Origin of the sequence: Neisseria sp. Ec49-e6-T10 (genome assembly GCF_051132615.1) — a bacterium.
Taxonomy (GTDB): domain Bacteria; phylum Pseudomonadota; class Gammaproteobacteria; order Burkholderiales; family Neisseriaceae.
In genome coordinates this window covers 1,404,408-1,417,805 of record NZ_CP152375.1, presented here as the reverse complement: position 1 = coordinate 1,417,805, position 13,398 = coordinate 1,404,408, and the positions used below count along the sequence as shown (strand labels likewise).

13 protein-coding genes and 1 tRNA gene are annotated in these 13,398 nt (G+C 38.1%); 5 read left to right on the top strand and 9 right to left on the bottom strand.

Annotated elements, in window-relative coordinates; genetic code table 11:
- Positions 1-35: 35 nt before the first annotated feature.
- The 4 genes from hemH to AADH04_RS07385 form a co-directional block, all read right to left on the bottom strand.
- Positions 36-1,055: a ferrochelatase gene (gene hemH / locus AADH04_RS07400; RefSeq protein ID WP_434779597.1), complete on the bottom strand. Its 1,020-nt coding sequence runs from the start codon at positions 1,053-1,055 to the stop codon at positions 36-38.
- A gap of 2 nt (positions 1,056-1,057) precedes the next feature.
- Positions 1,058-3,388: a DNA translocase FtsK gene (locus tag AADH04_RS07395; protein ID WP_434779596.1), complete on the bottom strand. Its 2,331-nt coding sequence runs from the start codon at positions 3,386-3,388 to the stop codon at positions 1,058-1,060.
- A 43-nt stretch (positions 3,389-3,431) separates the two neighbouring features.
- Positions 3,432-4,526 (bottom strand): anhydro-N-acetylmuramic acid kinase, encoded by a 1,095-nt coding sequence (locus AADH04_RS07390; RefSeq protein WP_434779595.1) that lies wholly within the window; start codon positions 4,524-4,526, stop codon positions 3,432-3,434.
- A gap of 80 nt (positions 4,527-4,606) precedes the next feature.
- A complete protein-coding gene (locus AADH04_RS07385) occupies positions 4,607-5,152 on the bottom strand; it encodes a c-type cytochrome (protein ID WP_434779594.1) in 546 nt (181 codons plus the stop codon).
- 198 nt (positions 5,153-5,350) lie between these two features.
- Between AADH04_RS07385 and AADH04_RS07380 the strand changes: the two genes are divergently transcribed.
- Positions 5,351-5,426 (top strand) — tRNA-Arg (locus tag AADH04_RS07380).
- A 505-nt stretch (positions 5,427-5,931) separates the two neighbouring features.
- Positions 5,932-6,498, top strand: coding sequence for a hypothetical protein (locus AADH04_RS07375; protein WP_434779593.1), 567 nt, complete (start codon positions 5,932-5,934; stop codon positions 6,496-6,498).
- A gap of 52 nt (positions 6,499-6,550) precedes the next feature.
- Here the strand turns inward: AADH04_RS07375 and AADH04_RS07370 are convergent, their stop codons facing one another.
- The 3 genes from AADH04_RS07370 to bioH all read right to left on the bottom strand — a co-directional run bounded on the left by AADH04_RS07370 (position 6,551) and on the right by bioH (position 9,076).
- Positions 6,551-7,432 carry a patatin-like phospholipase family protein gene (locus tag AADH04_RS07370; protein WP_434779592.1) on the bottom strand — a complete coding sequence of 294 codons (882 nt, stop codon included), beginning with the start codon at positions 7,430-7,432 and terminating at the stop codon, positions 6,551-6,553.
- A gap of 98 nt (positions 7,433-7,530) precedes the next feature.
- On the bottom strand, positions 7,531-8,346 hold the full coding sequence (locus AADH04_RS07365; protein WP_434779591.1) for a class I SAM-dependent methyltransferase: 816 nt from the start codon (positions 8,344-8,346) through the stop codon (positions 7,531-7,533).
- The gene (gene bioH / locus AADH04_RS07360) at positions 8,333-9,076 is read right to left on the bottom strand and encodes a pimeloyl-ACP methyl ester esterase BioH (protein ID WP_434779590.1); all 744 of its coding nucleotides are present in this window, start codon (positions 9,074-9,076) and stop codon (positions 8,333-8,335) included. The genes AADH04_RS07365 and bioH overlap by 14 nt, the downstream gene beginning before the upstream one ends.
- 143 nt (positions 9,077-9,219) lie before the next feature.
- Here bioH and AADH04_RS07355 point away from each other — a divergent pair, with 143 nt between their 5' ends.
- The 3 genes from AADH04_RS07355 to AADH04_RS07345 all read left to right on the top strand — a co-directional run bounded on the left by AADH04_RS07355 (position 9,220) and on the right by AADH04_RS07345 (position 11,387).
- The gene (locus AADH04_RS07355; protein WP_434779589.1) at positions 9,220-9,939 is read left to right on the top strand and encodes a ComF family protein; all 720 of its coding nucleotides are present in this window, start codon (positions 9,220-9,222) and stop codon (positions 9,937-9,939) included.
- Positions 9,940-9,974: 35 nt separating this feature from the next.
- Complete coding sequence (gene trmL / locus AADH04_RS07350; protein WP_434779588.1) at positions 9,975-10,439, top strand: tRNA (uridine(34)/cytosine(34)/5-carboxymethylaminomethyluridine(34)-2'-O)-methyltransferase TrmL; 465 nt, start codon at positions 9,975-9,977, stop codon at positions 10,437-10,439.
- A gap of 156 nt (positions 10,440-10,595) precedes the next feature.
- Positions 10,596-11,387, top strand: a complete 792-nt coding sequence (locus AADH04_RS07345) for a septal ring lytic transglycosylase RlpA family protein (protein ID WP_434779587.1) — start codon at positions 10,596-10,598, stop codon at positions 11,385-11,387.
- Between the two features lie 44 nt (positions 11,388-11,431).
- Here the strand turns inward: AADH04_RS07345 and AADH04_RS07340 are convergent, their stop codons facing one another.
- Positions 11,432-11,818, bottom strand: a complete 387-nt coding sequence (locus AADH04_RS07340) for a hypothetical protein (protein WP_434779586.1) — start codon at positions 11,816-11,818, stop codon at positions 11,432-11,434.
- Positions 11,819-11,918: 100 nt separating this feature from the next.
- The gene (mnmE, locus tag AADH04_RS07335) at positions 11,919-13,271 is read right to left on the bottom strand and encodes a tRNA uridine-5-carboxymethylaminomethyl(34) synthesis GTPase MnmE (protein ID WP_434779815.1); all 1,353 of its coding nucleotides are present in this window, start codon (positions 13,269-13,271) and stop codon (positions 11,919-11,921) included.
- Positions 13,272-13,398: the final 127 nt, after the last annotated feature.

Sequence of the window (13,398 nt, the reverse complement as noted above, 5' to 3'; positions counted from 1 at the left end):
TTTATTTTTGAATAAAGCCTATTTTTTATGAAGTGTTATTGCTCAAGCCAACCTTGAAGCTCTTTTAGGGTGATTGTTTTTAATACCTCAACCCATTCGGGTTGCTCGTTAGGGCAAGGGATGTAGTGATATTGTGTGCCACCTGCATGAGTGAACAGCTCTTTTCCATCAATCGCAATTTCTTCTAGTGTTTCCAAGCAGTCGGATACAAAACCTGGGCAAATAACATCAAGTTTTGTGATGCCTTTTTTAGGTAATTCTACCAGTAAATTTTGGGTACTTGGTTCCACCCATTTGGCTTTACCAAAGCGACTTTGGAAACTGACAATATAGTCTTCTTCTGTTAAATTTAAAGCCTGTGCAATTAAACGGGCGCTGTAATGGCACTCGTCAAAGTAGGGGTCACCTTTTTCGATTGTTTGTAAAGGGACGCCGTGAAAACTCATCATTAAACGGTCGCCTTTGCCATGTTGTTGCCAAAAGGCACGAATATTATTGGCAATGGTCTGAATGTATAAAGGATGATCGTAAAAACGTGTCACGGTTCGAACGGGCAACATATTGCGTTGTTTCATCAAAACCCTAAAAACCCCATCAAGCGCTGCGGCTGTACTGGAACCGGCATATTGAGGATAAAGAGGGAATACCAGTAATTGCGTGACACCTTGAGCTTTCATTTTTTGCATCACATGCTCAACTGATGGCATACCATAACTCATGGCAAAATCAACGATTACTTTTTCAGGATCAAATTGTGTTTGTAATAATGTACTTTGTTTTTGCGTGTATACCGTTAAGGGAGAGCCCTCTTTAAGCCAGACTCGTTGATATTTTTGAGCACTTTCTTTGGGGCGAAAGGTCAAAATAGGCCCTCTTAAAATAGGTTGCCATAATAAAGACGGTAACTCTATCACGCGTTTATCAGATAAGAACTGTTTTAAATAAGGTTTAACTGCCTGAGCGGTTGCCTGTTCAGGGCTGCCTAAATTCAGTAGCAACACACCTATTTTGTGTTGGGGTGGGTACGATGGTTGATATACTTCGGTTTGAAACATGATTATTCTCGTGTTTTTTGTGCAAGAATTTTGCGACTACCCCCTAGTTCAGGAGCCGATACCACTCCTGCTTTTTCTAGGGATTCCATTAAATTGGCTGCTCGATTATAACCAATACGCAAATGTCTTTGTAATGAGGAAATAGAGGTTTTGCGCGACTCTAAAATAAAAGCAACTGCTTCATCAAATAATTCATCTTCACCACGCTCATTTTGGCTTGTGGCCGTATTGGTTGAGGTTTCATCAACTTGTTCGGTTATATCATCAATATAGTGCGGTGTGCCTTGAGCTTTAAGATAAGAGACCACATTATGTACATCCTCATCTGATACAAACGCGCCATGAATACGTGTTGGTGTACCTGTGCCAGGAGGTAAGAATAGCATATCTCCTGAACCTAACAGGCTCTCTGCCCCCATTTGATCTAAAATAGTACGGCTGTCGATTTTGCTGGATACCTGAAATGAAATGCGGGTCGGGATATTGGCTTTAATTAAACCAGTAATCACATCAACAGATGGTCTTTGCGTGGCTAAAATCAAGTGTATGCCTGCAGCCCTTGCTTTTTGAGCCAAACGTGCAATCAGTTGTTCTACTTTTTTGCCTTCCACCATCATTAAATCGGCAAACTCATCCACAATAATGACAATTTGTGGTAACGTCGCTAAAGGTTCAGGTTCTTCTGCATTTAGGCTAAAAGGGTTGGTGATCGGTAAACCAGCCTTTTGAGCTTCTTTGATTTTTTCGTTAAAACTGCTTAAGTTGCGTACCCCAACATGCGATAATAAACGGTAACGTTTATCCATTTCTCTGACACACCAGTTTAAGGCGTTGGCCGCAAGTTTCATGTCTGTGACAACAGGGGTAAGTAAATGGGGAATGTCTTGATAAATAGACAGTTCCAACATTTTTGGGTCGACCATAATCAAACGAACATCATCTGGTGTTGCCTTATATAAAATAGAGATGATCATGGTATTGATGGCTACTGATTTTCCTGAGCCTGTTGTGCCCGCAACCAATAAGTGAGGCATTTTTGCTAAGTCTGCAACTAGAGGGCTGCCAGCAATATCTTTACCAAGCGCTAAAGTTAAGCAAGAATGACTATTTTGGAAGACTTTGGCTTTAAATAAGTCACTTAAATACACAGTTTGTCTTTGTTCATTTGGCAGCTCTAAGCCCATACTGCTTTTCCCTGCAATGGTTTCGACAATCCGAATCGTTTGTAATGACAGTGCACGGGCTAAATCTTTGCCCAAATTGACAATTTGCGTCCCTTTAACGCCTTGATTTGGCTCTATTTCATATCGGGTAATCACAGGCCCTGCTGTTGCGCCGACTACTTGCACACCTACACCAAATTCAGCCAGTTTATCTGTAATGAGCTTAGCAGTTGTTTGCAGTTTTTCTGGGTCAGTAATGACTTCCCCCTGAGTATTCACTTGCAGCAGATCTGTGTTTGGTAAGCCTGAAGAGGAAGAGATTTTTGGTTTACTCGAGTTTGTCACAACAGGTGGATTATCTTCTTCAAATAATGAAGGCTGAGCTGAATTAATTTCTAATTTACTTTTTTTCCCTTTTGTTGTTTTCTTGTGGGTAGGTTCAGGTTTGTCTTCTGTTGGGGTAGGAAAAGTTTTTTGGATGATTTTGGTTTTAATAAATGAAGACACACTGGATTTTTGCTCAGTAGTGGCAACAGTAGATTGTTTTTTTTCAAAAGGCGCTTCTAATTTAGCCCCAATTTTTTCAACCAGATCCAACCATGAAATTTGTACAATCAAAGAAAAACCAATTAAGGCTAAGACCATACTGAATAAAATTGTACCCGTTGTGCCTATTGTTTGCCCAAGCATTGTCAGTAAAACCGAACCTAATCCACCGCCAGCACCCATAGGCAAAGAGGCAAGTTCTTCTTGCCATAAAAGCCGCTCAACGGTTGGGCTACTGATCAGCAGTAAAACTGCTCCTAATGTACAGTAGCCAAAACTATAAGTTGCCTTATCTATTGGGGTTGATAATGATCGGTAGGTTTTAATCAGACAAACCAGTAAGGCGAACATAATCCACCAGCAAGAAAGGCCAAAAATATAATACAAAATATCCGAAAAATAGGCACCAAAAACACCCCCAAGATTGGATATGCTTGTCGATGTTGTACTACGTGACCATGCAGGATCTAAAATAGAAAAGCTTGCCAAGCATAAAGCAATATAGATTAAAGCCAGAACAGCAAGCAACCATACAGCATCGGCAAGTAACATCTCCAACCGATTGGGGGTGGTTTTCTTTTTTTCTACTGCTTTTGGTTTAAAAATTTTTTTTAAAATACCCATTTTTTTTAAAATATTATCTAATTTGTTAATTATAGAGCTTTATTTAAGCAGGGTATAGAGCGCCCAGTATTTTAAAATCTAAGGCGCCTGTTACCATTGGTATATTTCCCGGTAAACGTTGGGTAAATCTTTGCGCCAACCAAGCAAAGGCTGCTGCTTCAACCCATTGACTATTGAGGCCAAGCTCATCTGATAAACCAAAGCCTATCTCGGGTAATTGTTTTTGTAAGTGTTGCATTAATGCTTTGTTTTGTGCGCCCCCCCCACAAATAAAGATGTGTTTGGTTTGTGGGGCATATTGTTGTATTGCCAGCACAATACTCTGGCAGGTTAAAGCCAAAAGTGTTGCTTGAACATCAAAGGGGTTTTCTTGTCCTGTTAAATAAGATTTTAGCCAAGGCAAGTTAAATAAATCTCTGCCCGTACTTTTAGGTAAGGCGGATGAAAAATAAGCATGAGACAGCAATTGATTTAATAGCTCTGGCATAATAGAGCCTTGCTGTGCCAATAAACCCGACTCATCATAATCTTTTTGCCAATTCTCTTTAACCCATGCATCCATAAGCATATTGCCAGGCCCTGTGTCAAAGCCAAATACCTGATTATTGGTCGGTAAAATGGTAATATTAGCAATGCCCCCAATGTTTAAAATAGCCCTGTTTTCGGTTGGGTGGGCAAATAAGCTTTGATGAAAAGCTGGCACCAACGGCGCACCTTGCCCGCCTGCGGCAATATCCCGTGTTCGAAAATCGCCTATGACATCAATGGCTGTTAATTCAGCTAATAATGCTAAATTGACTAACTGAATCGTGTAGCCAGACATTGGATTATGGCGTATGGTTTGGCCATGGCAACCAATGGCTTTAATTTGTGTATGCTCAATACCATATTGTTTTAAAAGATTGTTAACCACTTGAGCATAAATATGGCTGAGTTTATTGGCCAGAACAGCCGCTTTGTGTAGTTCATCTGTTTGTGTATATTGTAAAGCCAGTATGTCTTGTTTGAGTTCTTGTGAAAAAGGAATACTGGTATGACCAAGCGCGCCTTGCCATACAGATTGATTAAATTGTATCAAAACAGCATCAACAGCGTCTAAGCTGGTGCCAGACATCAGTCCGACATAATACTCTTGCATAAATCCTTTTTTCCGAAAATTAACAAGAGCCAAACGCATACAAAAATGCGTTTGGCTCTTTGTTACCTTAAATGGTTTATTTATTCAGCAGAAGCCGCTTCTGCTTCTCCAGAAGCTTCCGCATTTTCGTCATCCGCTTCTACTGGAGGAGGTGTAAAGTTTGCGCCTGAGGCATTTGCCATATAAGCAATAGCACGAGCCACTTCTTCGTCTGTTAAATCAGAACGTCCTCCTCTAGCAGGCATAGTGTCATTCATAAAACCATTAATCGCATGGCTGATTAACATTTCATAACCTTGGGCAATACGAGGAGCCCATTCAGCAGCATTACCCATTTTAGGTGATTTTGGCTGTCCTTTAGCGTCTTGCGCATGGCATTGGAAACACACTTTATTAAACACCATTTCACCCGTTCTTTGACCTGCAGGGACACCATCACCTAACATTAAGTATCCTGTTGGTTTTAAACGTGCATCAACCGCTGTTTGTGTCATACTTGGTGAGTCAATATGATAGCCAGTTGTTGCCAAACGCACCAATAAGATTACTGCAATGACCAAAATAACAATTGCGCCAATCACAGTTACCGTTGTAGACCCTTGTATTTTATTTTTTATATTGTTCATTCATCCGACCTCGCAAAACGAGTAATGTAGTAAAATTAAATAAATTTTTGCTGAATTATACTGAAAAGCGTTGCTCTTTCCAATCATTATGATTAGAAACTCAGTAATTAATCCTAAAAAAGTTTACTTTTATTGCTTTACAAAAGAGGATTATATACGCTAAGCTTCGCGACTAGCTTTATTTCCTCAAGTTTTAATGCACCCGTAGCTCAGTTGGAAGAGCGTCAGTTTCCGAAGCTGGAGGCCACAGGTTCGATCCCTGTCGGGTGCGCCATTTATAAAGTTGAAACTATTCATTAGAAATAGGGTTCATAAACACTAAACTAAATAAATACTGTATTGCTGTTGAATAGTCAGAATATGTTCAAAATTTTCCTATTCTTACAGTAAGCGTTATTACTGCTGAATTTCTAAATCTACCTCTATGTTATAAAATTTATTGTCGTAAATGAAACACTTTCTTTGTGTTAAATGAGCATGTTAAGTGGTTAAATGTATGAATTTTCAGTGTTTTTGTTTTTTCTAGCTCTTTTATTTATATAAGAAGTCACACTAATATTTTTAATTATTACAATTGATTAAGTGTTTTTGTTGTTGTGCGAATATTTGATTTGAGTTTTTTTGTAAAATATTATTGATTTATATGGGTATATGTAAAACAAATTACAATAATAAATTGAAAAAAAATCATCTTTTTGTTTAAATTGTATGTGCATTTATTCCCATTTTTATTGTACACTCATAACAATATTTCAATAATTTAAGGCTTGGATGTAGGTATGAAGGGTTGGGGAAATGCTTTTTTTTTATTATTTTCGACTTGTTTTGTTTTGAGTGGTTGTACTGTGCAAGCAGAAAATAAGGCAGAAGTTTCAGAAGTGATTCTGGCTTCTAAGGAAAGTACGTTTTTTAACGCTGAAATACAGCCTGTGGCTGCTTCTGATGAGACACAAAAAAATCTACCTGTTCCAGCAGAAGTATTTATTCAGTTATTGGCTTATGCTGAACAATTGAATAAAGAGACTAAACTACCTCAGTTGTATCAGAGTAAAGACATGCAATGGGACAGTTTTGAGTTAGAAGGAAATGCCCGTAACCCAATTATTGAATATAAATATACTTTGCTTAATGTTACTCAGGGTAACGGTGGTTTTTTTATTGAAGAAGTGCGAAACATGATTGACTCTGGGTTTCAGCAACAAGTTGCGGAAAATCGTGCTTTATGTGAAGACATTATGATTAAAACTGCTAAAAAATACAATATTCCACTCAATTATATTTATGCGGATAAACAAGGGCAGCAAATTTTGAGTTTTAATTATTATTTAGATAATGTATGTAATTAACTATTGATACAAAATATCCCTAAACTGTATTCGCGCTTAGGGATATTTTTTATTATTTTGCCAATAAAGCTTTAATTTGAGGTACAGCTTTTCTTGCTGCCACTTCTCCTGCCAAAATGGCTTCTTCTCTTTGGCTAAAGCTGGCTGAACTTAGGTTTTCGATATTGGGCCTAATCACCACATCTGCTTTTGAAAGTTCTTGCTGTAATGCCGCCACACTCATGATATTTAAACTTTGATCTAACATAGATAAGAAACCTGGAGAAACGCCTTTTTTCGGTTTTGCCGAAATATCGACGGCAATAACGATATCTGCGCCTAGTTGTTTGGCGGCGCTAACAGGTACAGGTGCTACCAAACCACCATCAACATAAGACTTTCCTCGAATAACGGTAGGTTGAAAAATATTAGGAATACTGGCTGAAGCCCTTACCGCTTGACCTGTATTGCCTTTAGAAAATATGGTCATTTTGCCATTGTCCAGTTCAGTGGCTACAGCAGCAAACTTACGAGGGAAAGATTCAATTGGTTTATTATTCACTTTGTTATTGATGTAAGAAGCCAGCTTTTCTCCTTTAATGAGGCCTTTAAAGGATAGGGAAAAGTCTGCTACATCAAATTGATCTAGATTCATGGCTTCAGTTTCTAATTGACTGGCATTGCGTCCATACGCGTATAAGCTGCCAACAACTGAACCAGCGCTGGTGCCTGTAATGATGTTTACTTTTATGCCCTCTTTTTCTAAAACTTTAATGACGCCAATATGCGCAAAACCTTTTGCAGCACCACCGCCTAAGGCAAGAGCAACAGTAGGCTGTCTTTTCAGTATTTTTTGTGTATTCTTAGAAAAGGTGTCTTGTTCAGAATGGGTGCCACAAGCAACTAAGCTTAAGCTCAGTAACAATCCTGTTAAATACTTAACCATATTTGCCATATCTTTCATTGAGTTAAATAAAATAATAGTGAAATTTAATAGGCGCTCATTTTACCTGAAAAAAGTATTTTTGCTGTTGTTCTTTGAATTAGCGGTATTTAATGATGTTTTTTGGGGTGAAAATGCACAATACTCACACCATCCTGTGCATTGTTTTTAACTGCATGAGCGTAAATAACTTCTAAAGTAATGGTTGATAAAGTATGCTGTTCAATAGCGTCATTGATCACTTTTTTAGCTAAGGGCTGATCTTCTATTTGAATACCTAACAGATGCCATATTCCCAATAAATGCATATCTTGCCAAAATGTTTTGTTTTGTTCATAACTTAAACTGATTTTATCCATATCCACAATGGGGTCAGAAAAACCATGCTGAGCCAATAGATCACCCATATCATGCATATCGATAAAAGGCTCTGGTGTGAGGATAATATTGTGTGCACTTAATAATGTGCGGATTTGTATCAGGGTTTCTGAACCCAAACTTGAGGCAAATAACATGCCTTCTGGCCTGAGTAATGATGCCCAATGGGAGAAGAGCGAAGGCAGATCTTTTGTTTTTTGTAGGCTAAGATTGCTCCAAAGCATATCAAAAGGTTTTTCTGGTACTTCTTGCAAGAAAGTTTGTTGTCTTTGCTGGGGGTAAGGCTGCCTTAATTTTTGCCAAAAGCTTTGTTGTGTTTTTGCTATGGTTTTACTTGCATCTAGTCGTGATTGTTCTGGATCAATTTCAAGTATTTTAGTTTTTGGGTAACGAGCCACCAATTTTTGTACACTTTGTGCGCCATCTGTGCCCATGATGATGATGGTTTTAGGCGGTGTTTTGAGCAAGCGAAGTCGATCATCCATTCTGTCGGCGATTTCTCTAAAAATAAACCAATCGTGAATACTATAAAAATCAGAAGTAGTCATAGTTGTGCCAAAAATCAGTTAAAGCCAAAGCAAATTCATTTGGATGCGATAAAAAAGGTGCATGAGCTGCACGAGGTAAAATCAGTAGGCGGCTATTTGTTATGTGTGTGTTTAAATGTAACCCTGCTTGAACAGGAACCAAACCATCTTTTTGACCATAAATAAGTAAAGAAGGGCAGGTAATCTTGGCCAATATAGGCTGGCTATTATTGTTTTTTAAGCTTTCTAAAGCATTATTGATCCCCACGGGGACACCATATTGGGTCAGTTTGGGCAAAAGCTCTGCAACAATAGGTTTTTGTGCAGGAGCGGCTAAAATTTGTAATTGTAAAAATTGGGTAATATGACGGGTATAGTCTTTTTCAAACAATTGAGCAAATTTTTGTAAGGAGGCAAATTTTGCGCCAAACTCATAATGTTCTGAGGCAATAAATTGGCTGTTTGATGCAGTTAAACACAAACTTTTCACCAAATGTGGAAAATACGCCGCTAAATACTGGCCAATTAAACCGCCTAAAGACCAACCAATAACATGTACAGGCTCTTTTAATTTATAAGCAAGTGTTTGGGCGATTGTTTCTGGATCAAAGGTATCTGTTAATGCCGTTTGACCATGTCCAGGTAGATCTGGCGTGATAAAATTACACTGACTGGGTAATTTTGTTCGAACGTAGTCAAAAATATGGTGGTTTGTTGCCCAACCATGTAACAATAAAACAGATGCAGACACTTTTTATCCTAAAAATTGATGAAGGGTTTATTATGCCATGAAAGCATCGTTGGGCGTATACCCTTTAGGAAATGGCTTCAATAGCCAATACAGGTTAAAAAGTTTTATACTGTTCATTTTTATGCCAAATTTGTAAGAATTTTATGTCGTTTTTATACCGTTATTTTTGCCAAGGGTTCGATTTATTGGTTGGGAAGGTTTGTCCCCTTTGTCATGAAGAAGTCGCAAGTCAGGATGTCTGTGATTTGTGCTTAGAAAATTTTGTACGCAGTGTCCATATTTGCCCTGTGTGCGCTGACTTATCATTAAATGCACAGGTTTGTGGGCAATGTCAAACTAAGCGACCATATTTTACTGCCATTCACGCCAGTTATGATTTAACAGAATTGCTAAGAGGTATTTTACATACCTATAAGTATCAAAAAAATATGCAACTTTGTGGCATGCTCAGTCAGCTTATGCTTATGAAGCCGCCAAAGTTTGATTTGAACCAGATAGATGCTGTTTTGGCTGTGCCATTAAGTTCAGAGCGTTTTTTTAAAAGAGGTTTTAACCAAAGTTATTTATTAGCACAAACCATTGCGCGTTTTATTGAGCGGCCTCTTTTGCCAGAGTCAATGATTTTTCGGGTAAAAAAAATGCCTCAAGTAGGACTTAAGTATAAACAGAGACAAGAAAATATTAAAAATAGTTTTGTTTTTTCTCGAAAATTACCCATAAAAGGTAAAAATATATTATTAATTGATGATGTTGCTACCACAGGAGCGACATTAAATGAATTGGCTAAAAGCCTAAAAAAACAAGGCGTTCAGCATATTTTTGCTTGGGTGTTAGCAAAGAAAATCATAAAAAATGTTGACTAATCCTTACTTTTTGCTGCATATTGATGCTTTTAATAATGTTTAACGTTATCTTATATCAGCCAGAAATACCACCTAATACGGGTAATATCATTCGGTTGTGTGCCAATATCGGTGCACAGTTACATCTAGTGAAGCCTTTGGGTTTTCCTCTTGATTCAGCAAAAATGCGCAGGGCCGGATTAGATTATCATGAGTTCACTCAAGTACAGGTGCATGAAGATTTTGAATCATGTTTAAACGTTTTGGCAGGTAAACGGATTTTTGCGTTAACCACTAAAGGGCAAAGAAGATACAGTGATGTGTCTTTTCAAGATGGGGATGTTTTTTTGTTTGGACCAGAAACACGTGGTTTACCAATGGATGTATTGGATGCGTTACCCTCTGAACAAAAGTTAAGACTTCCTATGTTGCCACAAAGCCGCAGCATGAATTTATCCAATACGGTTGCTGTAATGTTGTTTGAAGCATGGCGTCAAATTGACTTTGTAGGAGGAGGTTAATTTACGTAAAAGTAGTCTAATTTAGGTTATTTTGCTTGAAATAAAACAGAACATCCCTTATTTTGAGTACTTACTCGAAATAAACCGTTAAGTGAAAAGCGGTATTGTTTGACTATAAAAACAAGAAAAATCAATTAACCCATTAGGAGGTTAGGTTTGGTTAAGAATGTATTTTTTGTCAGCATGATGACCATCATAGGCATTGGCAGTTCTTTATTAAATGTGGTTTCTGCTGAACCCACAGATCAGTTAGAGAGCATCGCAACAGTACAAGCAGCTCAAGATCCAGTAGAAGCGTTGTTAAAGTTGAATAGTAATGGCGATATGAGTGAAGACGCTCTTCATCCAACCGCCAATAAAAGCTATCAGGTTGCTGGTGTACAATATACCCCCAAACGTAATATTAAAGCCTTTGAGCAAACTGGGGGCGCCTCTTGGTATGGAAAAGGTTTTCATGGACGGAAAACCTCATCAGGTGAGCGTTATGATATGTATGAAATGACTGCTGCTCATCGAACTTTGCCTATTCCAAGTTATGTAAAAGTCACTAATTTGAAAAATGGCAAAGAGGTTGTGGTGAAAATCAATGATCGTGGACCTTTTCATGGCAAACGAATTATTGACTTGTCTTATGCCGCAGCAAAAGAGCTCGATTTTGTTAATCATGGGGTTGCTCAAGTAAAAGTGACGCAAGTTTTCCCTGATGAGCAGGGCCAACAGCCTAAACTAGAAGAAGACGAAGATATTTTTGTGTCTTTAAAACAGTTTGAACATTTTTCGGATGCTCAAAGTTATTTAATGGGTTTAGCGAAAAAGACAGACATGACTATTGGTGAGCGTTTACACTTGGTTAAAGAGGGTTCTCAATATACTGTTCGCCTTGGCCCATTTGATGAAGAAAAAGAGGCAAAGGAGGCAAAAGCATCCTTACTGGCTAAAAATAGTTAACAATTATAAAGACAAAGCGGAGAAAACATGCTCTGCTTTTTTTATTAGTCTACCCATTCTTGCCAAGTGAGGTTTTCTATATCTAAGCCCAATTGGTTGAATAATTCACTTGTGTCAAAGTAAGCGATAGGGTTTTGCCTACCCAATAAACCAAGTATTGTTCGTGCTTTAGGTATTCGTAACTCATGGTATTGTGAAAATTTAATTAAGAGTCTTCCTTTGCCTATTTCAGGTGCTCGTTCTATTTGTGAAATGGGGGCAATAAAAAAAGCTGTTTCGTGTTCTTCTTTATTATCTTTATTGTTACAGATACAAACAATAAACTCAGAATTTCTTAATCGTTTTTCTGAGGCAACCCAAAAACCACAGCCTTTTTCTTTTTTTAAATCGTTTATATTTTTACGATTAAAAACGGTGATAGATTCGCCCATGTTTTACCTTTTTGAAAAATATTCATTATTAAATAGTAAAATTAGTTAGTTGATTGATACCTGTTTTCCATATTCTGATGATTTTTAAATGTTTTTAGCTCTATTTCCCAATACAAAAGCTCGAAAAAATAGAACCCAATAAATCATCAGCCGTAAATTCTCCTGTGATACGGGATAAGGCTTCTTGGGTTCGGCGTAAATGCTCTGCAAAAAGTTCAATTTGTTGGTAACAGCCTTCTGCCCAGTTTAGTTCCTCCTGAGCTTCTTTTAATGCTGTAATATGGCGTTCTCGTGCCAAAAATAAACCTTCCGCTTCCCCTTGCCAGCCCACTTCTTTAAGCAATATGTCTTTTAATAGGTTTAAACCTTGTCCTGTTTTGGCTGAAATTTTCAATAAGTCAGGCTGATCGATCCGTTCAATATATTCTGGTTCTTGGGCACGTAAATCAATTTTATTGTGGATTTCAATTTTTTTCAGGGTAGTTGGAAGATTATTCAGTACTTCTTGTGTATAGCTGTTTAAGCCTTCTTCTGGGTCGACTAAAATCAGAACGATATCTGCTTGATTAACCGCATGTTCAGTGCGTTGCATGCCTATCTGCTCAATGGTATCGTCGCTTTGTCTTAAGCCTGCTGTATCAATGATATGTAAAGGAACACCATCAAGGGTAATATTTTCTTTCACCACATCACGGGTTGTTCCTGCAATATCTGTGACAATCGCGATATCGTCTCCTGCCAAAGCATTTAATAATGAAGATTTCCCTACATTTGGGGCACCTAATAAAACAACTTGAATGCCTTCTCTTAAAATACTGCCTTGCTGGGCATTCGCCAATAATTGAACGAGCTCAGTTTGTAATGTTGTGAGTTGTCCTTTGGCATCTGCTGCTTCTAAAAAATCAATATCTTCTTCTGGAAAATCCAAAGTGGCTTCTACCAGAACCCTTAAAGAAATAAGCTGTTCCACTAAAGCGTGAATTTGAGTTGAAAAAGCCCCTTTTAAAGAACGTAAAGCTAAGCGCGCGGCGCTTTGGCTGGATGCATCAATTAAATCGGCCACACTTTCGGCTTGGGCCAAATCCATTTTGTCATTTAAAAAGGCTCGTTTACTGAATTCGCCTGGCTCAGCCAAACGTGCGCCAAGTTCCTGACAGCGTTTTAACAACATATGCAATACAACTGGGCCTCCATGGCCTTGCAACTCGATGACATCCTCCCCAGTAAAACTATTCGGGTTAGGAAAATACAAGAGTAAGCCATTGTCTATTGGATGCTTGTCTTGATCTAAAAAATCGGTATACAAGGCAACTCTTGGAAGAGGAGCTGATTGACCACTGATGTTTTTGGCAAAATCGGTTAAATTTTGCCCAGAAATGCGGATCACACCAACGCCTCCTTTTCCTGGAGCCGTTGCAATAGCAGCAATAGTGTCTTTTGGATACAAGAGCATCACCTGTTTTATTCAGTTATTTTTAGGAATTTCTTATTATAAAGGCTAAAAGAGGGTTCGGCACATTATTGTATTCAATTAAGTGTAAGTTTGTTTGGGTCTTATTTCTGGCTAAGTTATTTGACTG

Coding starts and splice junctions, on each gene's coding strand:
- hemH (WP_434779597.1), bottom strand. CDS start 1,055: ATGTTTCAAACCGAAGTATATCAACCATCGTACCCACCCCAACACAAA.
- AADH04_RS07395 (WP_434779596.1), bottom strand. CDS start 3,388: ATGGGTATTTTAAAAAAAATTTTTAAACCAAAAGCAGTAGAAAAAAAG.
- AADH04_RS07390 (WP_434779595.1), bottom strand. CDS start 4,526: ATGCAAGAGTATTATGTCGGACTGATGTCTGGCACCAGCTTAGACGCT.
- AADH04_RS07385 (WP_434779594.1), bottom strand. CDS start 5,152: ATGAACAATATAAAAAATAAAATACAAGGGTCTACAACGGTAACTGTG.
- AADH04_RS07375 (WP_434779593.1), top strand. CDS start 5,932: ATGAAGGGTTGGGGAAATGCTTTTTTTTTATTATTTTCGACTTGTTTT.
- AADH04_RS07370 (WP_434779592.1), bottom strand. CDS start 7,432: ATGGCAAATATGGTTAAGTATTTAACAGGATTGTTACTGAGCTTAAGC.
- AADH04_RS07365 (WP_434779591.1), bottom strand. CDS start 8,346: ATGACTACTTCTGATTTTTATAGTATTCACGATTGGTTTATTTTTAGA.
- AADH04_RS07355 (WP_434779589.1), top strand. CDS start 9,220: ATGTCGTTTTTATACCGTTATTTTTGCCAAGGGTTCGATTTATTGGTT.
- trmL (WP_434779588.1), top strand. CDS start 9,975: ATGTTTAACGTTATCTTATATCAGCCAGAAATACCACCTAATACGGGT.
- AADH04_RS07340 (WP_434779586.1), bottom strand. CDS start 11,818: ATGGGCGAATCTATCACCGTTTTTAATCGTAAAAATATAAACGATTTA.
- mnmE (WP_434779815.1), bottom strand. CDS start 13,271: ATGCTCTTGTATCCAAAAGACACTATTGCTGCTATTGCAACGGCTCCA.